This is a genomic window from Ligilactobacillus murinus DSM 20452 = NBRC 14221, assembly GCF_001591685.1.
In the GTDB taxonomy this organism is placed as follows: Bacteria; Bacillota; Bacilli; order Lactobacillales; family Lactobacillaceae; genus Ligilactobacillus; species Ligilactobacillus murinus.
Genome location: NZ_BCVJ01000031.1, coordinates 1 through 23,091 on the forward strand (window position 1 = coordinate 1; position 23,091 = coordinate 23,091).

A 23,091-nucleotide genomic window follows, 5' to 3' on the forward strand; every position below is an offset into this window, starting at 1 on the left:
GGCAAACAGGCAACTGATCGGTTGTTAGCTCAAGGAAATATTACTCAACAGACTAAGGTGCTAGAAGTTGCTTGTAACAGGGGAACGACAATGTTAGAATTAGCTCAAAAGTACGATTGTCAAGTGATCGGGATCGATCTAGATGCAAAAGTAGTTGCTAAAGCTAAAGAAAATATTAAACGTTACGGTTTGGAAGAGAGACTCTCGGTTCAGCAGGGGGAACGCTTTTAAATTACCGTTTGCAGCTGAAACATTTGATATCGTGATCAATGAAGCGATGTTGACGATGTTTCCTGACGTTAGCAAGCAAAAAGCGCTTGCTGAATACTATCGTGTCTTGAAGCCTGGCGGAAAGTTATTGACCCACGATGTTAGTTTAATTAAAGAAGATCTTGAATTAGTCGCTAAATTAGGCCAAACGATCAATGGTCATGTTACACAATTGACTAGAAGAAAATGGGAAGAACTATTTAAGCAACAGGGCTTTTTAGTCACTAGTCAAGTTGGACCGATGAGTCTGATGGATCCACGTGGAACGATCAGAGACGAAGGGGTGCTGGGAGCGTTAAAAATCATAAAAAATGGTTTAAAACGGGAAAATCGTCCCCAGTTTCAGGCAATGTACAGGTTGTTTAAAGAAAATAGTTTTAATTATATTACAGGTGTAAGTACTAAATTGGAGGAAAATGATCAATGGAATTTTTAACAGGTGATCCTAATATTGAGTTGTGGGAAAATTTGGTCGCAGGACCAGCGTTAACGGTCACACATTTAGTTATTGCTAAGGATAAGGCAGTACCGCAACATTTTGTTGATTTTGATGTAATAGTAGTACCGATCAAGGGCAAGGTAGAATTTTATACTGAAACTGGGGACTTTGAGATCATCTATCCAGGCAAGCTCGTTAAAATGAAACCCAATGAAAAGCATGCCTTAAAAGCGCAAACTGATGCTGAATTGATGGTCATCAAGATGAAACTGGATAAGTAAGTTAGAGTATTTACTGATTTTAATATAGCTAAAACGTGTTCGATGATGCAATGCTTAGTGAATAACGAGGCACCACCAATTTACGGTGGGGCCCTCGTTATTTATATGGCGCTGATTACATCGTCGAACACGTTTTTTGCGTTGCAAGTTGGCACAACTGAGTGTGACACGAGTGCATTTGGATTTTGTTGTAAGCGTATACTTTAGAATTTAAGATTAAGTTGTAAACATAAACAGGAGGTATTACGACATGGATGACGCAAAGAACAAAACATCACTTAAAGCTCGGATCCAAAAATTAGGAACTGCACTTTCAGGAATGGTGATGCCAAATATTGCTGCCATTATTGCATGGGGACTTATCACAGCGATCTTTATGGCTGAGGGCTGGTTCCCTAATAAACAGATCGCTGAACTTATCGGCCCAATGTTGAATTATTTATTGCCCCTCTTGATCGGTTATGTCGGGGGAAGAATGGTCTATGAAGAGCGAGGAGCGGTCGTTGGGGCGATCGCGACGATCGGGGTCGTTGTTGGCTCACAAGTTCCGATGTTTCTTGGAGCGATGATCATGGGACCGCTTGGTGGATGGTGTATCAAGAAATTAGACAGTATCTTCCAAGATAAAGTGCGTTCGGGGCTAGAAATGATCTATAACAACTTTACCAGTGGGATCATGGGGATGCTCTTAGCGATCGTTGGGGTCTATGTAGTCAATCCGGTCGTTAATACCGGTAGCATGCTGATGGGTGAAGGCGTTGACTGGATCATTTCAGTTCACTTACTGCCCTTAGCTAATATCTTTATCGAACCAGCTAAAGTTTTATTCCTAAATAATGCGATCGGTAACGGGATCTTAGTTCCATTAGGGATCCAACAAGCCGCAAGTGCTGGTAAATCTGTCTTATTCTTACTTGAATCTAACCCAGGCCCGGGGCTAGGTGTCTTGTTAGCCTTTACGTTCTTTGGTAAGGGTAATGCTAAAGGTTCGGCTCCAGGAGCTGCTTTCATCCAGTTCATCGGTGGGATCCATGAAGTTTACTTCCCATATATCTTGATGAAACCAGCGATGTTTTTAGCCGTGATCGCCGGTGGGGTGACAGGGACATTCACTTTCCAAATGTTTGGTGCTGGTCTTAAAGCCGCTGCTTCCCCAGGTTCGATCATAGCGATCCTAGCGATGACGCCAAAAGGTAGCTATCTTGGCGTGCTAGCCGGTGTAGTTGCTGGGGCTGTGGTGTCCTTTATCATCGCAGCGATCATTTTGAAACATGACCGCTCTACTGCTGATGAATTTGAAGCCAAGCAACAAGAGATGGCACAAATGAAAGCGGAGTCAAAAGGAAAAGAAACACCAACTAACTTGGCACCAGCTGATTTTTCTGGGATCAAAAAGATCATTTTTGCTTGTGATGCTGGGATGGGCTCTTCGGCGATGGGAGCTTCTTTACTGCGAGATAAGATCAAAAAAGCAGGTATTACAGATGTTTCGGTCACAAATACGGCTGTTAGTCGCTTACAAGATGAACCTGATCTCTTAGTCGTAACTCAAGTTGAATTAGCTGAACGTGCAGCTCAAAAAACCCCAAGTGCTGTACATGTTCAAGTCGGTAATTTCTTAAACAGTCCGCGGTATGACGAGATCATCGCGCGCTTAAAAACTGAGACCTTGATCAATGAAGAGACTGGCGCTGAGCCTAAAGCTACTACTGGTTCAGAACTTGAACTTTCTAATGTCAAAGAGATCAACTTCATTCGACATGATCAAAATATTGGAACCTCAACAATGGCAGTCAGTCTTTTCAAAGATAGCTTGCATAAAGCGGGTAAAAAAGTACCAGTCAAAGCAGTTCGCTTAGATGAATTGGTAGATAGCTCAGAGCATTTAGTGATCGTCACTAAGGAAGCTAAAAAGAACTTAGATATCCGTTATACCAATGTTCAAGTGCTCGTAGTTTCGGATCTGTTGACTGACGAAAAATTAGCTCAGATCATTGCTGGTTTAGCTTAGGAGGTTTTAGAGATGGAATTAAAAGAAAATATGATCTTGTTAGATCAAGCACCAGCGACCAAAAAAGAAGCGATCCGCTTAGCCGGTGAATTATTGGTCAAAGAAGGCTGTGTTGATGAACGTTACATCGATTCGATGATCAAACGAAACGAAGATGTTTCAACTTATATGGGCAATTTTATCGCGATCCCCCATGGTACGGATGAGGGGAAACGTTTCATCAAAAAAACCGGGATCTCGGTGATCCAAGTGCCTTTAGGGGTAGATTTTAGCAATGATGAACAAGTGGAAAATCTAGTAACAGTAGTCTTTGGGATCGCGGGGGCAAACAATGAGCACTTAGAGCTGTTATCACAGATCGCCTTGTATTGTAGCGATGTTTCTAACGTAGCAAAATTGGCGGATGCCACAACTAAAGCAGAGATCATTAATTTATTGAAAGAGGTTGGATAATAATGAAAGCATTACATTTTGGCGCAGGAAATATTGGACGGGGTTTCATTGGTGAAGTATTAGCGAAAAATGGTTTTGAGATCACATTTGTTGATGTAAATGAAAAAGTGATCACAGCTTTGAATGAAAAACATGAATACCTTATCCAATTAGCAGAACCAACTAAAAAACAAATTAAAGTTACTGGGGTCGCTGGGATAAATAATGCAAAAGATCCTGCCAAAGTAGCCCAAGCTTTTGCTAAAGCAGATATCGTGACCACAGCGATCGGACCCAAGATCTTACCTTTGATCGCTCCATTGATCGCAGCTGGGATCAGACTCAGAAGAAAAAATGATAATTATCAAAAGATCGATGTGATCGCTTGTGAAAATATGATCGGTGGTTCGCAATTCTTAAAAACCGAGGTCTATAAGCACTTAGACGCAGCAACTAAAGCTTTTGCGGATGAATATATCGGTTTTCCAAATGCAGCGGTCGATCGGATCGTCCCGCAACAAAGCCATGCCGATCCGTTATTTGTGGTCGTTGAACCCTTTAAAGAATGGGTCATTGATGAAAGTCAATTAAAAGATCCAGCTTTAAAACTAAAAGAAGTCCACTATGCCAAACAGCTTGAACCTTATATCGAACGCAAATTGTTCTCGGTCAACACGGGACACGCAACGGTAGCGTACACGGGGCAAGTTTATGGGTATGACACGATCGGTGAAGCGATAAAAGATAAAAGGGTCTTAGACCAAGTTAAAGCTGTACTAGCCGAGACACGGGAATTATTGTTAGCTAAATGGGATTTTGAGCGCGCTGAACTGGAAGCTTATCAACAAAAGATCATCGAACGTTTCGAAAATCCGGAGCTTTCAGACGAGATCACGCGTGTTGGACGGACACCGATCCGCAAGTTAGGCTATGACGAACGCTTCATTCGTCCGATCAGAGAAGCTAAGTTGCACGGTTTGAGCTATCAAGCACTTTTAAAGACAGCCAGTGATATTTACCGCTTCAATGATCCAGCTGATCCAGAAAGCCAACAGCTAAAAGAGATGTTGACGACGTTACCTTTGATCGAGGTGATCTACCAAACAACTGGGTTAGATAAACAAAAAGATGCTGCACTGCTGGCAGAATTAGAAGCGCAGTGTGAACGATAACTTTGCTGACTACTACCCTTAGTTTGGGGTGGTAGTTTTGTGTTACTACCTAATATTTTAAATATAAAAAATTAAAGGCTATACTGGGGGTAGGACGATGAGAAAGCAAGGTGATGAGACGTGGTAAGATTGACCAAGCGCCAGGAAGTGATCTTGACCGAGTTAGTGAAAAATGCTCCTGAGGGGATCGCACTTTCACAGTTGAGTAAGATCACCAAAGTCAGTCGACGTACACTATACCGGGAATTTAATGAATTGAGTTTGTATTTGCAACATCTCGGGCTAAATTTGCAAAATGAACAAGGACGCTATGTTTTAGTGGGGGAAGATGTAGCTTTGAAGCAATTACAAGTGATATTAGGGATGCAGACCGAACTAATTGAACCACTTAAACCAAAGAGTCGTCAAAATGCTTTGGCAGCCTTGCTGTTATTAGCTGACCAACCGCAAAAGATCATCAGTTTAGCGTTAGAATTGGACGTCAGTGAAGGGACGATCCAACGTGATCTAAGTGGGTTAGAGGAAGCATTTGCTGGTTTTGCGATCAAGTTGCAGCGCCAAAAAGGTGTGGGTGTTTGGCTAGAAACGACTGAACTCAAACGGCGTCAGTTTTTAAGTGAGATCATGTTGAATGAACTCAATGATTATCAATTTTTTGCTTATCTAGATGATAAAACAACGATCGTACCCGACTTTTTCTTACGATTATTGCCTAAAAAGATATTACAACAATGTTATCAAGGCTTGGAACAAAAGGTTTTACCAAAATTAAAGGTCACTTCGGATCATCAAGTATTGCAATTAGTTATCCTTTTTGCGATCTGTTTGGTGCGAAGTAAAAAGCATCCCGTAAAAGTAGAGCTAAAAGACCAACTCTTGCGCTACCAAGGCTTGGTCTATGCTTTTTTGAGTGCCGTAGATGAAGAGCTTGAACAAAATGAGCTCACTTATTTAGCATATCAACTGAAAAAAGGTGATCAAAATGCCAAGAGTTTTACCTATACTGATGAGTATGAATTAGCAGTCTCCCTTAAGGTCAAGGCACTGATCGCATTAGTCTCGCAGGAGATGAAATTTGATTTTTCACGTGATCTAGTCTTTTTTAAAAAACTCAGTCGCCACGTGATAACGCTCTTAAAACAGTCGCACCAAGGTCTACCAAATGTTAGGATCGAGACTTTAGCGCGGATAAAAAATGATCATCCAAAATTATTTGCTTGTGTCAAACGAGCTTGGAAGGAGATCTTTTTTGAACAAACGATCAGTGAGACTGAATTACAACTGATCTTATTATATTTTGCTAGTCAATATGTAGAAACTAAGCGCTCAGATAAGTTAGCGGTGCTGCTTGTTTGTGAAAACGGGATCGGGACGTCTTCACTTTTGAAGCAACGTTTGAAAAAAGAGCTCCCACAAGTTGAGCATTTCAACCTGGCCCGGATCCAAGAACTAAATGAGCTTGAGCTAGCAGAATATGATATCGTATTGTCGACGTTACGCTTGCCGGGATTTCCCCGTGAATACCAGATCGTTAGTCCATTATTGACCAAAGAAGAACTTATGCGATTAAAGACCTATATCAAAGATTACCAGCGTAAATATTTTGCTAAAGTAGCGACTAGAAAAAACAAGCAGTTCAACGGTAAATTGCCGCAAACTTTGAGCTTTATCGCAGCGACAGCCTTTTTTTGCACAGAATTAGTTAATGAGTTACAGGTCAAAAAAGTTGATAATACTGGACTTGATCTGCAACAGACCATTGAAAAGCTCGTAAGTAAGATCGGTAACAATATTATTTTGAATGAAGCCAAAGTGGTGACCGCTTTAGAGAAAAGAGAACGCTTAGCTCCGATCGGGTTGCCGGATAGTTCGTTAGCTTTATTGCATACGACTAGTTGTGCGATCAAGCGTTGCCACTTTGCGATTTTCGAGCTGACTGAACCGATCACGATGCAAGCGATGGATCAACGCCTGATCGCCGTCAAGCGCATGTTAGTGTCATTAGCACCAGAAAATATGTCTCAGATCGAACAAGATGCTTTGGGAACGATCAGTAGTATGATCATCATGAATGATGACGCCTTGACTTTATTTGAACAAGGAGATCAAAAAACACTTCAAAGTGAGCTGGCTAAGCGTTTCTTAAAAGAAATCAAATCTGGTATACCAATTTAAATATATATTAGTTGACAGAAGAATTTCATTGCGCTATATTTAGTCTTGTTACTTGATGTAACTAACTTCTATGAGATTTGAAAATAATAATTAAGGTATATACCAATTTGAAAATGCGAGGTATTGAATTATGTGTGGTATCGTTGGCGTAACTGGCAATGAAAATGCAACAGATATTTTATTAGATGGATTACAACAATTAGAATACCGTGGCTATGACTCAGCCGGTATCTATGTAAATGACCAACAAGGTGATGGCTTTTTAGTTAAGGAAAAAGGTCGGATCGCTGATCTACGTGCTTTAGTTGGTCCAGAAGTCAAAGGCTCGACTGGGATCGGTCATACACGTTGGGCAACACACGGAGTTCCAAGTGTTAAAAATGCTCACCCTCATGTTTCAGCCGATGGACGTTTCTTCTTAGTTCATAACGGTGTGATCGGTAACTTTAGCCAATTACGCGATGAATACTTGGAAGATGTTGAATTAAAGAGTGATACAGATACAGAGATCATCGTGCAATTGATCGGTAAATTTGTTGCTGAAGGGATGGATACTTTAGCTGCTTTCCGTAAGGTTTTAGGCTTAGTTGATGAAAGTTCATCCTACGCATTCTTATTGATGGATAAAGAACAACCAAGCAAGTTATTTGTAGCTAAAAACAAGAGTCCATTGTTACTTGGTGTAGGTGATGGCTTCAACGTTGTTTGTTCTGATGCTACTGCGATGCTTGAACAAACTCATGATTTCATCGAATTGATGGATGGTGAAGTCGTAGTAGTCGAACCAGACAAGATCTTGATCATGGATCCCGCTGGCAATGCCGTAGAACGTGAACCATTCCATATCGATATGGATCCACAAGCTGCTAAAAAAGGCGCTTATCCATATTACATGTTAAAAGAGATCGATGAACAACCAGGTGTGATGCGCACTTTGATCCAAGAATACGTTAACGAAGATGGCTCAGTTAAGATCGACCAAGAACTGTTGGATGCTCTATCCAAGGCAGATCGTTTATACATCGTAGCTGCTGGGACAAGTTATCATGCTGGTTTAGTGGGGAAAGAGTTATTTGAAAAATTAGCTCATATTCCGACTGAAGTTCATGTGGCTTCTGAATTTGCTTATAACCCACCATTGTTGTCTGAAAAGCCATTCTTTATCTTCTTGACCCAAAGTGGGGAAACAGCTGATAGTCGCCAAGTGTTGACACAAGTTAATGAATGGGGTTATCCAAGTTTGACGATCACCAATGTGGCTAACTCAACGCTTTCACGTGAAGCAACTTATACTTTGTTGTTACACGCTGGCCCTGAGATCGCTGTTGCTTCAACTAAGGCTTACACCGCTCAGATCGCTTTAGAGGCTATTTTAGTCAAAGCTTATGGTGAAGCCAAAAACATCAAGGCTGCTAAGGACTTTGATGTTGCAGGTGAATTGACAAAAGTTGCTAACGGGATGCAAGAATTAGTTGATGAAAAAGGTGACATTGAAAAAATCGACCAAGATATGTTTGCGACAACACGCAATGCCTTTTATATCGGTCGTGGTGTGGACTATGCATTAGCCCAAGAAGCTGCTTTGAAGCTAAAAGAAGTTTCTTATGTTCAAACTGAAGGATTTGCTTCAGGTGAATTAAAGCACGGCACGATCGCCTTGATCGAAGAAGGTACACCAGTCGTAGCGATCATCACTGATCCTAAGACTGCAGCCCATACACGAAGCAATGCACAAGAAGTTATCGCGCGTGGTGCAAATGTCTTATTCATCTCCAGCCGTGATGTAGCTGCTGAAGGTGATCAGATCATCTTACCAGAAGTTGATCCATTGTTATCACCACTTGTTTCAGTCGTACCAACACAATTGTTGGCTTACTATGTAAGTTTACAACGTGGTTATGACGTGGATAAGCCACGTAACTTGGCTAAGAGTGTAACGGTCGAATAAAATTATCTATGCAAAAGTCTGTTTCCTAAAATGGAAGCAGGCTTTTTTAATGGCTTAGGGTCAACGTTTTAGGCGTTTATCCTAAGCTTTTTTGTGTTTATGAGATTTACTTATTTTAATTTAGTTTAAAGAAAACGAATTTTATGATAAGATATTTATTTAGCGAAGTATTATTTTTTTATAAATGAACGAATATAGGATAGATAAAAGCAGTATTGGCAATTTTGGGGGAATACTTAGATAATTAGTTAAAAAGTCAGAACAATATTAAGATGTGGATCGAATAAAATATCATTAATAAAGAGGGTAACGGTGAAAAACAACAATAATATTTTTATAGGGATCATAGTCGTGATCATCTTCATCATCTTATTGATGGTGGGACTTTCAGAATTGAGCTCACTGGCAGAGATAAATAGTAGATCACAACAACAAATAGAGCATAGTTCTAGAAAAAAATTTCAAAGTAAAATAAGCATTAGCGACAGTGTGAATAAGTTTTTAGTGATCTTTTAGCCTTGGTGTCTGACCACTACCTTGATTTAATTTGAAATATTTATATAAAAATATGATAATAAACATATATTGTTAAAGGGTGGTAATAAGATGGCAAAAACAGTTTATTTTGCAGCTGGGTGGTTTACACCAAAGCAAAACGCAGCCTATGAACAAGTAATGGCAGCGATCAAGGAAAACAAGACGATAAATGATGCAGATAGTTATGTTCCTTTGGCGCATCAATATAAGGGATTGCGCGTGGATGAACACCCTGAATTACTAGAAGATAAAGAATGGCAAATAGCAACGTTCAACGGGGACTGTGTCGGGATCAAGAGTTCAGACATCTTCTTATGTACTTATCTACCAGATGAAGAAGATATCGGTTGCGGGGTCGAGTTAGGCTTAGCCAAGAGTTTAGGCAAATATATCGTGTTGGTGATCCCAGATGAAGATTACGGTAAGCCAATAAACTTGATGAGTTTTGGCGTTGCTGATACAGTCATCAAAGTCTCCGAACTAGCGGATTTTGATTTCAATAAACCATACTACGACTTCTATGAAGGGGCAGTATATTAGAATAATGACGACCACTCTATTTTTAGGGTGGTTTTTATTTAAGAAAAGCCCCCATCAGTCGAGTTGTTTATCCAGTCGTTCCCCCTAAAACAGAGTATTCGTTGACTGAATTGGGGAATAGTATAGTTTCGCTCGTAGTAGCATTATGCGATCGGGGCGAACAGTATTTGGATAACTTTTAAACTAAAGAGCATGAGATGATCCAAAGAGGACCTACCATTGGCATCGTGGTAGGTCCTCTTTGGATCGTCTCTATAAGTTAAGTTGTCACATTTAGTCAGTGGTGGTTGACGTGAGTGGTGAAGAGTAAATATTGATTTATTTATATAATTTACGACTTAGTTCCACCTTCATTGTCGGCTTCACCACTATCCCAGACTTTAGTTGCATAGATCGAGTTAAAGAGTAGGGCTGCTTGCAAGGCAACTTGGGAGAGGTAAGCCCCTAAAGAACCGATGTCAGTAGCTCCAGTTATGACTTGGAGGCTTAGGATCGACCAGTAGAGGATATTGGCAATGTTGACCACGATCCAAAGTGACCAATTTTCTTGGTATTTCAAGATGTAGAGCAGTTGCGCGATGAAACTGACGACAAAATTGATCGAATCAAAATACGGCAGTTGTCCGTGTAATAAAGCTAAGATCCACCAGCCGATGAGCCAAGCGACAAAGGCACCGCCAAAAAGTTTTTTGCGACTGGCAGAAGAAAAGCGATGCGTTGCTTGGTCGTGGCCCCACATGAACCAGCCAATGGGTTGTGAGATGACATAGAAGATATCCATCGCAAATGAACCATAGGCATGACTTATCCAAGCAATGTAAGTCATGGCTAGACACTGGATCGTTCCAAAGATAAAAGCGATCTTGCGTCCTTTCATCCCATAAACGAGGGATAATGTGCCCGTGACACCTGAGATCATACCGATCAAGCTATCGGGAACGACCAAAAAGACAGCCAGTTGGATCAAGATCAAAATGCTGACATAGATAACTTCAAATTTCTTCCAATTGGTAAATAATTGCTTATAAAGCCAAGTATTTGTCATGTTATCCACCTTCCTTTCATCTTTTATGATAGTCTGTTTTATTTACTAAAGCACGTTCCTTGCCCAGATAAATGTTAAGAAAAATAAGATTTTCCTTTTACATTTAACAAACTAGTATTATAATAGTAATTGTTTTCGGGATGTAGCTCAGTTTGGTAGAGCACCACGTTCGGGACGTGGGGGTCACAGGTTCAAATCCTGCCATCCCGATCAATTACTAGTTAGAGTCGTACCTATGCAGGACGGCTCTTTTTGTTTAAGGGGGAGAAAAATGAAGCGTTCGGTTTGTTTTTTGATGATCGGGACTTTTGTTCTAGGTGTCAGTGGGTGTAGCTATCATGTGACGTGGGGCAAAAATGGCGTCAAGTTATCAGTCATACCTAATAAAAAAGCAAGTTCAGCCAAAGAAAGCTCAAAAATGCCTAGTCAAAGTAGTATTGTTAAGCGTTATACTAAAGAAGAACTCAAACAGCTTACAGCGGATCTGTTGGCCCCCTATGAGCAAAAGGGTTATACCAAGGAAAAAAGCTTTACGGGAACTAAGGCACAGTATGCTAAATGGGAAAAAGATCCGACTAGTCCAACAGCTAAATATGCTGATCAAGCTATCTCAGTTGAGCAGGCTAAAGGAACAGGCGATCAGTTCGTCTATTTTTGCCCAGCTGAACATGTTGCGTGGGCTGTGATCTTGATCGGAGATTCTAAGTCATAAAAATGAGAAGGCTATGTCTACTAGATTTTTATTGTAATCACTTAAGATCATTACTGTATAGTACAAATAAATTATTTGTAGGATGATTTTAGTAGTTAGTGATCAAATTGCAATGTGGTAAACTATTTTTAGATTTTTGGCTATCTAGTACATGTTAGAATAAAAATCAATAGTTTTGAAAAAAGAAGGGATGAAATCATATGTCAAAAATTGAGCCAAAATTATTTGATGAGCTAAAACAGACTCTTAAGACATTTGGTAACAAATATTTTGTAGGTGAAGAATTAAATCGTGCTAAGCTTTCAGCAGACTTGCGAAATTATGATGAAAAGTTGTTATCACGCTTATTTGAAGTGGCATTTATTAGAAATCACTATATCAAAGAAGTAGCCAGAGAAAAAATCTTTCAGGTCGAGCAACTAGAAGAAGCTGTCATGTATAGTGACTATTGGGATACAAGCTATACGAAATACGAAAATCGTATTGGACTAACATCTGGTGGTAAATTCATCGCAGACAATGAAGATGTAGTGTTGGATTTTCCGTTTAAAGATGGTGTTTTGACTGCTGGTATGACCAAAGAAGATAAAGAAGAAGGCTATGATGATGCATTTTTAAATGAAACGATCGAAAAAGATGAAATAGACACACTTTTTGATAAAAAAGTACTTGTCAATGTCAAACGATACGGCGATAATCTGTCAGAGCAGAGCAGAGCAGAGCAGAGCAGAGCAGAGCAGAGCAGAGCAGAGCAGAGCAGAGCAGATAATATGATTGTTCCTTTTGATAAGGAGAAGGACAATCTCATTATCAAAGGGAATAATCTGTTGGCGCTACATACGTTAAAAGAGATGTATGCTGGGAAAGTTAAGTTGATCTATATTGATCCACCTTATAATACGGGGAAAGATTTTGCATACAATGATAAATTCAATCATTCGGCATGGTTGACATTTATCAAAAATCGCTTAGAAGTGGCTTGGGAGTTACTGGCTGATGATGGAACTATTTGGATCTCAATTGACGATAACGAGAGCCACTATCTAAAAGTTTTAGCTGATAGTATATTTGGCAGGGAAAACTTCTTAAATGAAATTATTTGGCAAAGAGCATATGCTCCCGTTAATCTAAAAAAGACATTTTCTAGGAGTCACGATACTATTCTAGTCTATGCTAAAAATAACTCATCAGATAAGGAACTTAATAGAATTCCAAGAAAGCAAAGTATGGTGGCCAATTATAAAAATCCTGACAATGACCCACGTGGTGTTTATAAAGCAGATAATTTTTCAGTAGGGCCTGCTGTTGAAAAAAATATTTACGAAATAACAACTCCAAGTGGACGTAAGGTATTACCGCCTAATGGTTACTCCTGGCGCTTTTCCAAAGAGCGGTATGAAGAACTGTTAATGGATAATAGAGTATATTTTGGAAAAGACGGTAATTCTGCGCCAGCTTATAAACGATTTTTATCGGAAGTAAAAAAAGGTGTTGTTGCGCAAACTCTTTGGACGTATCAAGAAGTCGGTCATAATCAAGACGCTAAAAAAGAAGTAAAGAAATTATTTGGAGGTCAAGCGGTGTTCGGAACTCCTAAACCTGAAAAATTGATTCAACGTATTATTCAAATCGGTTCAAATGAAGATGATATTGTCCTAGATTTCTTCATGGGATCAGCAACTACTCAAGCCGTAGCTTTGAAGATGAAACGACGCTTTATTGGTATCGAACAGATGGATTATATCAATACGGTTTCTGTTCCACGGCTTGAAAAAGTGATTGCAGGTGAGCAAGGTGGCATTTCAAAGGATGTCAACTGGCAAGGTGGCGGAAGTTTCGTCTATGCTGAATTATTCCAGAAAAACATGGGTTACTTGCAAGATATCATCCATGCGAAAGACTTAACAGAATTACAGTCTGTTTGGGAGCGTATGCTGAATGGTATTGATGGTAAAGGCAAGGCTGATATTAGCTTTCGAGCTGATCTTAATAAAATAGATTGGACAGCTGGCTTTGATGAAAATAAGCGCTTGCTGGTAAAGATCCTTGATAAGAATGGGCTCTATTACAACTACTCAGAGATCGATGATGAAACAGTTCGTGATTTAATGTCTAATGAAGATTATCAGTTTAACAAGCATTTCTATGGTGAAGAGCATGAGTGATTTTATATATTGGTTTCAGCATATTTCTTCAAATAGTTGGCAAAATTTTTGGTCGGTTATTGGGGCGTTAATAGGATCTGTTGCAACTATTTATGGTGTAATACTTACATTTAGATATCAAAGAGAAAAAGATAAGCAAGATAGGATAGATAAGATCAAACCTATTATTTTTGTACGTTTAACTGATAATGATTCAAATAATCAAGATGAAACAAATGGTGTATTTCAATTTTTTCAAGTATTAGAGATGTTCACCGATAAGCAAAAGTCAGAAAAACGAAGTCTGGAGTTTTCTTTTTATGTACAGGGAGATTATCCTGCAAAAAATATTAAATTTAAGGGGTTTGAAATCACAGAGGAAAATAATAATACTTTGAATCTTGGGACAGAGATCAAGGTACGCTCAGTTTTTGAGACAAAGGAAGGTTCAAAAAAGCTTTGGAATTTTGCTCCGCTTAAAACAAATGTTAATTGGAAACGAGAGCAACTAACGGTTTTTAAAAATGAATCGAAGAAAATGGAGATATTACTCTTATATAAAAAAGTTCACTTAAAACAATTCCAGCAAAAATATTGGAATTTACCGTTTGATATAACCAACAAGCTTTTCTCAGAACTTGTTCCAGTAATAGCTAGATTTAGCTACGAGGATATTGATGGAAATGAATATGAAGACTTAAGTATAAAGTTTTTTACAGGATTAACACTACAAAATGAGCTAGTAGAGCCATTTATAACACAAGTAGCACCTTTTGCTGATAATCCTTTGGTCGATAAATTTGTTGAATACCAGACTAACCAAAGCATGAAGGAGGTAAGAAATCATGGTCAAAACTAAGAAAAATCAGATACTGCAGTTCCCACTGATCGAAGAAGCAAAAATTGAGGAAACGTCGCTCTTTTCTGCTCATCAGGGCTATGAAGTGCCTAGTTATATTGATGAGAACCTGCACCATGATCTACGTTATTATCAACAAGCAGCGATCCGTAACTATCATTATGCGTTGGCTAAAAAGTTGCCACCCCAACATGTCTTGTTTAATATGAGCACTGGGTCAGGTAAGACCGATCTAATGGCAGCCTTGATTTTGTATCTCTATAAAGAACAGGGGTATCAGAACTTTTTGTTCACTGTTAATACCAATTCAGTTTTGATGAAGACAAGAGACAATTTAGTCGATCAGACGAGTGAAAAATACCTCTTTGATAAAAAACTTGTAATTGATGGTCAAAATATCAAGATAAAAGAAGTTGATCGTTTTGTCCGTCAACCGCAGAAGAACACTATCTATATTAAATTAGAATCTGTTCAAAAAGTTTCAGATGATCTATTTGTTCTAAAAGAAGGTAAAATGGGACTTGAAGATTATGAAAAAAGTCCAGTGGCGATCTTAGCTGATGAAGCACATCACTATTCGGCAAGTACAAAAAAAGAAAAAACTGATGAAAACACTTGGGAATCAGCTATTAATAAAGTCTTGCGTGCTAGGGATGATAAAGAACAAAAAAATATTCTCTTAGAATTTACGGCAACAGTCGATTTTGACAAGGAGGTTATCTACGAAAAATATAGAGATAAAGTCGTATATCGTTATCCACTAGCTAATTTTATGCAAGATGGGTATTCTAAACAGGTCAAACGAATCGAAACATCGGCAAATGATTGTGAAAAAATGCTAAATGCAGTCTTATTATCGCAATTTAGAAAATATCGTGCCCTTGCCGAAGGGGTCAAGGGGACATTTAAACCCGTTATAATGTTTAAATCACCTAAAGTAGCTATTTCAAAAGAAGCCCATCAGTTATTTAACGATGTGATCGCTAGCCTGACTGCAGATGAGCTTTTAAAATTTATTCAGCACCAACAGTTGCTGGATAGTAACGATAGCTCAGCTTTGGAATTAGCCTATCGTTATTATTTGAAAAATAAGGATATATTAGATATGATCGTGCGTGAGATCAAACATGACTTTGATCCGCGAAATATCTTAAATGCTAATGATGCAAGTGGTAATATGTTGGAAAAGGGACAATACGAAGCTCTAAATACGTTGGAAAGTCCTAATAACATCTATCGGGTCGTCTTTGCTGTGGCAAAATTGACTGAGGGATGGGATGTTTTAAATCTTTATGACATTGTCCGTATTGAAAAAGAGGCAAAAACTAATAGGGCAGCTACCATGGTCGAAGCTCAATTGATCGGGCGAGGTGCTAGATATTATCCGTTTGAATTAAGTGGTAAAAGAAGTTTTAAACGACGCTTTGATGATGATCCGTCAAATGCGTCATTGATCTTAGAAACGTTACATTATCATACTATGAATGAGCCTCAGTATCTTAAACAGTTGCGTAATTCTTTAGAACAAATGGATCTTCCGACAGGTAAAGATGAAAAAAATCCACCGATCGAAATCAAAGTAAAGCCGACATTTAAGCGAACTGATGTCTATAAACACGGTAAGATCTACTATAATGAGACAAAAGCAGTTGAAGATAGTTACTTTGATAGTCTTAAAAAATATGGGATCGATCATAAAAATGATGTGAGAAGAGTTTTGTATTTTGGCACTCGAGAAGTTGGATACAAAGATATTAGTGGTGAAACAGCTACAAAAGAGCTTTATGTTGAGCGTTTTGATGCAAGATTTGTAAAGAAGGCTATTCAGAAGTTAGAATTTTACCGTTTCAGTAATCTTAAAAAATACCTACCTCTGTTAAGATCAATGGATGAATTTATCTATGGTAAAAACTGGTTGAATGCGGATGAATTGAAATTGTATCTTACGGTCCCTATTGAGTTTAGCGCAAAAGATATTACTGCCAATGAAGTATTACAAGTTGTAGTTGATCTGTTGGCAGAATATGCCAGGAAGATAAGTTCGGGATATGTGAAACAACGTGGGACAAACCGTTTCATCGGTTATCCGATCAAAGAATATCTTTCAAATTACAAGAAGCGAATTCCACAAATGGATACCCAGACTCTGCTGACCCCGCAGGATATTAACAATTATGATATGAATGACGCTGATTATGATTTTTATGTATACGAAAAAGCGATAGTAAATCGACTCGAATACAGTTTGATTGAACGGATAAAAGGTCATATTGCTGAACTGAGACAAAAATATGGTAAGGAAGTGTATTTAGTTCGTATGGACGAACAAATGCATCGTGGATCGGTCAAAGCAGAGCGACTAAAACTGCATCAATTTGGTGATTTGACCCGCCGTGATGGGACTTTAACAGAAGTTCATTTGCAAGGCTTTCAACCTGATTTTATTCTTCTCTTGGAAGATGAGAATTTTTATTTTCAGATATTTATCGAGCCTAAGGGAATGAGTGGTGAGCGATTTGAAAAGGAAAGATGGAAGGAAGATCTATTGCTTTACTTAACTGATCACCAAGCAGAAATTGAATTTGAAGACGGAGCTGGTAATGTAAAGATCAGTGGTGTGAAATTTTTTACTAAAGATGATGGACAACACACAGTTTCAAACTTGGTAAATACTCTTTTAAAAGAGAACATACATTAAAAAATCAGTGATCTTATCTATTTAATAATTGCATAAAAAGTCTCGTAATTGTACAGAAGCTTTTTATCTGGTTCATCAAATGGAAGTGAGATCGATTTTTTGTGATCCCTACCTAGAAATTAGCGCTAATTCATTGCCAAGCATGGTGGATAGCGTTTATAATTATAGTCAAAGTTAGTCAAACAGATCGAGGATAGTTTTATGCAAAATCGCAATATTTCCGATATAATCGAACGATATTTGAAGAGTATTCTTGCTGAAGCTTCCCAAGTTGAGATCAAACGTTCTGAAGTCGCAGACCAATTTGACTGCGTGCCTTCGCAGATCAATTACGTGATCAAGACGCGTTTTACTTTGCAAAATGGCTATTTAGTCGAGAGTAAGCGGGGCGGAGGTGGGTATATTCGGATCGCCAAGGTCGATTTGATCAGTGACCCGGATATTTTAGATGAATTGATCGAGTACGTTGGGACGAGCATCAGCGAGACCAAAGCATTTCAGATCATTCAAACGCTCTATGAAAATGAGCTATTGACACATAAAGAGGCACATTTAGTAGCGACTGCGATCGAGAAAAGCACGCTAGCACTATCCGACAATGAGTTAGAAGAGGCGATCCGTGCCAAGATCTTGAATCGCATTTTAAATCGTCTGCGTTGTGCTGATCAATAATAGAAAGAAGGGGATCTTATGGATTCAACATCTTACACACCGAGTGCTAACCAAGTCTTGTTACTTGCACAAGAACAAGCTAACTACTTCAAGCACCAAGCGATCGGGACCGAACATTTATTATTGGCCCTTGTCTTGGAGGAAAATGGTGTTGCCGGTCAAGTTTTAAGGCAAAACCTTGTAAGTAGTGTCGATATCAAAGAAGAGATCGAGCGGCTCGCAGGGTATGGGACTTTGCGCCGTCAAGCACCAGATAGTTATTTACCATATTCACCAAAATCCAAGGCCGTCTTAAATGATGCCTTGCGCCAAGCGATGATGATGGGTTCGTCTAAGATCGGGACCGAACATTTATTATTGGCACTATTAAATGATGAAAATATTTTATCTTCACGGATCTTGTACAGTTTACAAGTCGATACCCGACGCTTGCGACAGTTGTTGTTGCGCCAATTAGGCATGACTGACCGCCAACGTCAGCATTTAGCTAAGCAAGCTAATGAAGCCAAAAACCGTTCCAAGACAGAAACATTAGATGGGTTAGCACGGGATATGACGGCGATCGCGCAAAATGAAGATACCGATCCAGTTATCGGGCGCACAAGTGAAGTCAAGCGGGTGATCCAAGTTTTAAGTCGCCGGACGAAAAACAACCCAGTATTACTAGGTGAACCTGGTGTGGGTAAGACGGCGGTCGCAGAAGGTTTAGCGCAAGCGATCGTCAAGGGAGATGTCCCTGAGAATTTGGCGAAGAAACGCTTGATGATGCTTGATATGGGCTCACTTGTAGCTGGTACCAAATACCGTGGTGAATTTGAAGATCGCTTAAAGAAGATCTTAGAAGAAGTCTACCGTGATGGCAATGTGATCTTGTTTATTGATGAGATGCATACTTTGATCGGTGCTGGTGGGGCTGAAGGGGCGATCGATGCCTCTAATATCTTAAAACCTGCTTTAGCGCGGGGCGAAGTTCAAGTCATTGGGGCTACGACATTAGATGAGTATCAAAAATACGTTGAATCTGATCCCGCTTTAGAACGGCGCTTTGCAACAGTTATGGTCGATGAGCCTGACCAACAAGCGACACTTGAGATCTTAAAAGGTGTGCGTTCCCGTTATGAAAAGCACCATAAAGTCAAGATCGACGATGGTGCTTTAGATGCGGCCGTCAAGTTGAGTTCACGTTATATCACAAAGCGCTTCTTGCCTGATAAGGCGATCGATCTGATGGATGAAGCGGCAGCGCGGTTGCGGATCATGAATGCTGAAAAGAGCAGCAAGTTATCTAAAACCAAAGCTAAGCTAAAAAAAGTCAGTGATAGCTATGACGAAGAGATCTTACACGAAAACTTCGATGGTGCGGCTAAATTACGCAAAGAAGTTTTGAAATTAAAAGAAAAAGTTGAAAAACTCACAGCTAAACAAACCGAAGAAGAAGCAAAAGGCGAGTTTAAAGCTGTGGTGACCCAAGAAGATGTGGCAGCTGTTGTCTCAGAATGGACAGGCGTGCCCGTTACTCAATTGACCAAGACTGAAAGTCAACGACTGGTCGGCTTAGAGAAGATCTTGCACCAACGTGTGGTCGGCCAAGATGAAGCTATCAGTTCGATCGCTAAAGCTATTCGCCGTTCGCGCAGTGGTTTGAGCGATCCGACCCGTCCGATCGGCTCATTTATGTTCTTAGGACCTACTGGCGTGGGGAAGACTGAGTTAGCTAAAGCCTTAGCTGAAGCAATGTTTGGCTCAGAAGACGCGATGATCCGGGTCGACATGAGTGAGTACATGGAAAAATACTCCACCAGTCGTTTAGTCGGTGCTCCTCCAGGCTATGTTGGTTATGATGAAGGGGGACAATTGTCCGAAAAGGTCCGCAATAAGCCATATTCAGTCGTCTTGCTAGACGAAGTAGAAAAAGCCCACCCAGATGTGTTCAATATTTTGTTACAAGTTTTAGACGATGGTTATTTGACGGATTCCAAGGGTCGAAAAGTCAACTTTAGAAATACGATCATCATCATGACCTCTAACTTAGGTGCAACTGCCTTGCGGGATGAAAAATCCGTTGGGTTTGGTGCAGGCAATGTCACTGATGATTACGCTGCAATGTCGGCTAAGATCAGAGAATCGCTCAAGAAGAGCTTTAGACCTGAATTCTTGAACCGGATCGATGAGATCGTCATCTTCCATTCACTTGAAAAAGATGAGTTGCATCAGATCGTGAAGTTGATGGCAAAAGATATCATCAAACGGGTAGCTGAACGCAATGTGACACTAAAGATCACGCCAGCTGCGATCGATGTGGTGGCTAAGGCTGGTTTTGATCCAGAATACGGGGCTCGTCCGATCAGACGTGCCTTGCAAAACGAGATCGAAGACCGCTTAAGTGAAGCCTTATTAGAAGGCAAGATCGTCACAGGTTCGACCGTCACGATCGGGGCTAAGAAAGGCAAGATCACTTTGAACGTCAAAGATCCAAAAGTTGAAGCAGCAAAAGAAAAAGTGAATAATTAGTTATTATCTAAAAAGTCGTAGTGTTCGCTACGGCTTTTTTATTACGATATTCCCAAAGAATATACAGATCGAGCTTAAAAAAAACGGAAATCGTTTATTTTTTACGGTTTTGGTAGTACAATATTCATGAATATTATATCTACGCTGTAATATGAAAAGTGTGATGGGATATGGGGATGCTGACGATAATAGATAAAATCAGGAAAGGAAAAGCTATATTTTTCTCCAAATATATAGCAAGGTCAAGGTATGTATGATGAATTACTTCAGATAATCAAAGGGGGAATAGAAAAAAATCCCCAAAAGGTCTTTAATTATTCAAAAAAATTGGCTGAAACTTTGGAAAATGAAGGTGACAGAACTCTCAGTAAAAAAATAAATAAAGTATTAAAAGAAAACGATATGCGTTCAGTTACTTTGGATAGTTTACGCCAAAAACCATTTGACAAGGATAGTCATCTGGATATAGTTGACGTAAAAATGCCAACAGATGAGTATTACGAAGATATGAATCTATTTTTTTCTGAGTCTATTGAAAATGAGATTTTATCATTTATTCAAAGCTATAGGAAAAAAGACAGTCTGATCCAAAATGGTATTAGTTTTAATAATAATTTATTATTATGTGGCCCACCAGGGACGGGGAAGACATCAGTTGCAGATTTCATATGTCAAGAGACCGGCTTGACATTGGTAACAGCTAAGTTGGATAGCATTGTTTCTTCGTTATTAGGAAGTACTTCAAAAAATATCAGAAAATTATTCGATTATGTAGCGGAACAACCTTGTATTTTATTTTTAGATGAATTTGATGTAATAGCAAAAAATCGGGATGACTCTAACGAATTAGGCGAATTAAAACGAGTAGTAAATAGCCTACTGCAAAATATAGACTCCTTTAGCCAAGGAAATATATTGATAGCTGCCACAAATACGCCGGAGCTGTTGGATAATGCGGTCTGGCGTCGTTTTGATACGAAAATAGATATCACGTTGCCAGATGAAACGATAAGACACGAATTGATCCATGAGTTTTTAAAGGGCTATCCAAATAAAATTTCAGTTAATGAAAAAAGTATGGGGATTCTTGTAGAGATCACGGACGGATATTCACCTGCTGATATCAAAACGATCGTCAACTCAGCATTTAAAAAAGCAATAATTGAGGATAGAAAGAATATTTCTTTAAAGGATCTACTTTATGAAATATTGGTGTTTGAAAATAGTGGTAATATTGACATTGAAAATGGGGTGAATTATTTAAGAAAATATAATGTCACACAGAAAAATATCGCCGAAACATTGAAGATATCAGTTAGACAGGTAAGAAACCATCTTCAGGAGGGATAATATGGGGAATCCGATCATTGAATTTAAGCAAAGAGAAAATGATGAGCTAAAGACTACAGGTGGGAGAAATAACCAAAAACCTCAATTTGTACTTACAGGCAAAGAGTTGGAGCAACATATCACCTTTTTAAGTGGTAGGCTCAAGGATTTGGAGGTAGATTGGGAAATTTATGAAAATAATAATTTTTCAAAACCTATTGAGGTAAAAATTGTTGATAAAGCAAAAGCAAAGTCCCATCAGAAAAGAATTATTGATTTGTTTTCGAGTGATTTTAGTTTTAGTCAGATCGGGATGGAAAATGATAATTCGCTGATTTTAAAGATAAAAAATAAAGCCCAACTTGATAAAATTGATAAAGAGATCCGAGAGTCGGAAAATTCGGATGTTGTAGTTTCTGCGATCAAAGATATTGGCGAATATACACCAAAGTTTGAGAGTGCAGATAATAATAGTGACTACAAAGTATTTTTTCTGGATTTTAATGACAAAAGTGAAAACGAAAACTCGAAAAAATATATTGAAGAAGAATTAGCTAAGAATGATATCAACTTTAAAAATGCAACATATGGCAGCAGTGATATCCTTGTGTTGAATAATTTGAGTTTAGATAAGTTGACCATAACACGGAAATTACCTATAAAGTCAATTACACCGGTCAAAAAGGTCAGTGACTTTTTTCGCTTAGATGATTTAAACCAAAATTTATTTTCAAAATTGGATTCCCTTCAATATGATGATAGTGTGAATTATCCAGTAGTTGGTGTCTTGGATAATGGTATTGAGATCAATAAATACACGAGAAACTGGGTCGTTAGAGGTGTTGCTTGTCCATACTCGGACCAACAACTTTCTTGTGAACATGGGACTTTTATTGCTTCTGTGTTGATTTATGGTGATCTACTGAATAATACCCATGATTTTGATATTCAAGGATGTAAAATTGTGGATTGCCCAGTTGTTCCAAACTTTGCGATCAATGAGATAGAGCTAGTTAACAATATCAAAAATGCTGTCCGATCTAATCCTGATGTTAAAGTGTGGAATTTATCAGTTAGCATAGTTGACCCTATTGAAGAAAATGGATTTTCTTCGTTTGCAAAGGAATTAGATAAAATTCAAGAAGATGATGCTGTCTTGATCATAAAATCAGCGGGAAATGATGGGAATAATGTAGCTGTTGATTCACAACCTGAAAAAATAAATCAGGGTGGAGATTCTTTGCGGGCATTGACTGTAGGGGCTATAAATAAAGATAGTGATAAGGAGCGAGGTAACTGTTAATAAAAATGTAGAA

Annotated in this window: 20 protein-coding genes and 1 tRNA gene; 20 read left to right on the plus strand and 1 reads right to left on the minus strand. The window is 38.9% G+C overall.

The window, feature by feature from the left end; all coding sequences use genetic code 11:
- The 11 genes from LMU01S_RS10760 to LMU01S_RS10305 form a co-directional block, all read left to right on the plus strand.
- Positions 1-231 (plus strand): SAM-dependent methyltransferase (locus LMU01S_RS10760; RefSeq protein WP_156470394.1); only part of this gene is annotated, 231 nt, incomplete at its 5' end.
- Positions 155-706 (plus strand): class I SAM-dependent methyltransferase, encoded by a 552-nt coding sequence (locus tag LMU01S_RS06765; protein WP_082613028.1) that lies wholly within the window; start codon positions 155-157, stop codon positions 704-706. The genes LMU01S_RS10760 and LMU01S_RS06765, both read left to right, overlap by 77 nt.
- The gene (locus tag LMU01S_RS06770; RefSeq protein ID WP_056958012.1) at positions 694-990 is read left to right on the plus strand and encodes a cupin domain-containing protein; all 297 of its coding nucleotides are present in this window, start codon (positions 694-696) and stop codon (positions 988-990) included. The genes LMU01S_RS06765 and LMU01S_RS06770 overlap by 13 nt, the downstream gene beginning before the upstream one ends.
- Positions 991-1,240: 250 nt before the next feature.
- On the plus strand, positions 1,241-3,001 hold the full coding sequence (locus tag LMU01S_RS06775) for a PTS mannitol transporter subunit IIBC (protein WP_056958014.1): 1,761 nt from the start codon (positions 1,241-1,243) through the stop codon (positions 2,999-3,001).
- Positions 3,002-3,013: 12 nt separating this feature from the next.
- Positions 3,014-3,454, plus strand: coding sequence for a PTS mannitol transporter subunit IIA (locus tag LMU01S_RS06780; RefSeq protein ID WP_056958017.1), 441 nt, complete (start codon positions 3,014-3,016; stop codon positions 3,452-3,454).
- Entirely contained in the window at positions 3,454-4,605 is a 1,152-nt protein-coding gene (locus tag LMU01S_RS06785) for a mannitol-1-phosphate 5-dehydrogenase (RefSeq protein ID WP_174519382.1), read from the plus strand. Before LMU01S_RS06780 ends, LMU01S_RS06785 begins: the two co-directional genes overlap by 1 nt.
- Before the next feature lie 129 nt (positions 4,606-4,734).
- Positions 4,735-6,780 carry a BglG family transcription antiterminator gene (locus LMU01S_RS06790; protein WP_156655523.1) on the plus strand — a complete coding sequence of 682 codons (2,046 nt, stop codon included), beginning with the start codon at positions 4,735-4,737 and terminating at the stop codon, positions 6,778-6,780.
- Between the two features lie 130 nt (positions 6,781-6,910).
- The gene (gene glmS, locus LMU01S_RS06795) at positions 6,911-8,728 is read left to right on the plus strand and encodes a glutamine--fructose-6-phosphate transaminase (isomerizing) (RefSeq protein WP_061773561.1); all 1,818 of its coding nucleotides are present in this window, start codon (positions 6,911-6,913) and stop codon (positions 8,726-8,728) included.
- Positions 8,729-9,040: 312 nt separating this feature from the next.
- On the plus strand, positions 9,041-9,244 hold the full coding sequence (locus tag LMU01S_RS06800; protein WP_039936294.1) for a hypothetical protein: 204 nt from the start codon (positions 9,041-9,043) through the stop codon (positions 9,242-9,244).
- Between the two features lie 90 nt (positions 9,245-9,334).
- A complete protein-coding gene (locus tag LMU01S_RS06805; RefSeq protein ID WP_056958025.1) occupies positions 9,335-9,805 on the plus strand; it encodes a nucleoside 2-deoxyribosyltransferase in 471 nt (156 codons plus the stop codon).
- A gap of 53 nt (positions 9,806-9,858) precedes the next feature.
- Positions 9,859-9,987: a winged helix-turn-helix transcriptional regulator gene (locus tag LMU01S_RS10305; RefSeq protein WP_082613029.1), complete on the plus strand. Its 129-nt coding sequence runs from the start codon at positions 9,859-9,861 to the stop codon at positions 9,985-9,987.
- A gap of 149 nt (positions 9,988-10,136) precedes the next feature.
- Here LMU01S_RS10305 and pnuC read toward each other — a convergent pair whose 3' ends face one another.
- A complete protein-coding gene (gene pnuC / locus LMU01S_RS06810; RefSeq protein WP_174519381.1) occupies positions 10,137-10,850 on the minus strand; it encodes a nicotinamide riboside transporter PnuC in 714 nt (237 codons plus the stop codon).
- 136 nt (positions 10,851-10,986) lie between these two features.
- Between pnuC and LMU01S_RS06815 the strand changes: the two genes are divergently transcribed.
- The 9 genes from LMU01S_RS06815 to LMU01S_RS06855 all read left to right on the plus strand — a co-directional run bounded on the left by LMU01S_RS06815 (position 10,987) and on the right by LMU01S_RS06855 (position 23,078).
- A tRNA-Pro gene (locus tag LMU01S_RS06815) sits at positions 10,987-11,060 on the plus strand.
- Positions 11,061-11,121: 61 nt separating this feature from the next.
- Positions 11,122-11,562 carry a hypothetical protein gene (locus tag LMU01S_RS06820; RefSeq protein WP_056958028.1) on the plus strand — a complete coding sequence of 147 codons (441 nt, stop codon included), beginning with the start codon at positions 11,122-11,124 and terminating at the stop codon, positions 11,560-11,562.
- Positions 11,563-11,762: 200 nt separating this feature from the next.
- A complete protein-coding gene (locus LMU01S_RS06825) occupies positions 11,763-13,727 on the plus strand; it encodes a DNA methyltransferase (protein WP_061773562.1) in 1,965 nt (654 codons plus the stop codon).
- Positions 13,720-14,565 carry a hypothetical protein gene (locus tag LMU01S_RS06830; RefSeq protein ID WP_056958030.1) on the plus strand — a complete coding sequence of 282 codons (846 nt, stop codon included), beginning with the start codon at positions 13,720-13,722 and terminating at the stop codon, positions 14,563-14,565. Before LMU01S_RS06825 ends, LMU01S_RS06830 begins: the two co-directional genes overlap by 8 nt.
- Complete coding sequence (locus tag LMU01S_RS06835) at positions 14,552-17,263, plus strand: DEAD/DEAH box helicase family protein (protein WP_056958032.1); 2,712 nt, start codon at positions 14,552-14,554, stop codon at positions 17,261-17,263. The genes LMU01S_RS06830 and LMU01S_RS06835 overlap by 14 nt, the downstream gene beginning before the upstream one ends.
- Before the next feature lie 201 nt (positions 17,264-17,464).
- Positions 17,465-17,935 carry a CtsR family transcriptional regulator gene (locus LMU01S_RS06840; RefSeq protein WP_010688220.1) on the plus strand — a complete coding sequence of 157 codons (471 nt, stop codon included), beginning with the start codon at positions 17,465-17,467 and terminating at the stop codon, positions 17,933-17,935.
- An 18-nt stretch (positions 17,936-17,953) separates the two neighbouring features.
- Positions 17,954-20,446, plus strand: a complete 2,493-nt coding sequence (locus LMU01S_RS06845; RefSeq protein ID WP_056958034.1) for an ATP-dependent Clp protease ATP-binding subunit — start codon at positions 17,954-17,956, stop codon at positions 20,444-20,446.
- 249 nt (positions 20,447-20,695) lie between these two features.
- Positions 20,696-21,796, plus strand: a complete 1,101-nt coding sequence (locus LMU01S_RS06850; protein ID WP_004050379.1) for an AAA family ATPase — start codon at positions 20,696-20,698, stop codon at positions 21,794-21,796.
- Position 21,797: 1 nt separating this feature from the next.
- A complete protein-coding gene (locus LMU01S_RS06855) occupies positions 21,798-23,078 on the plus strand; it encodes a S8 family serine peptidase (RefSeq protein WP_056958036.1) in 1,281 nt (426 codons plus the stop codon).
- Positions 23,079-23,091: the final 13 nt, after the last annotated feature.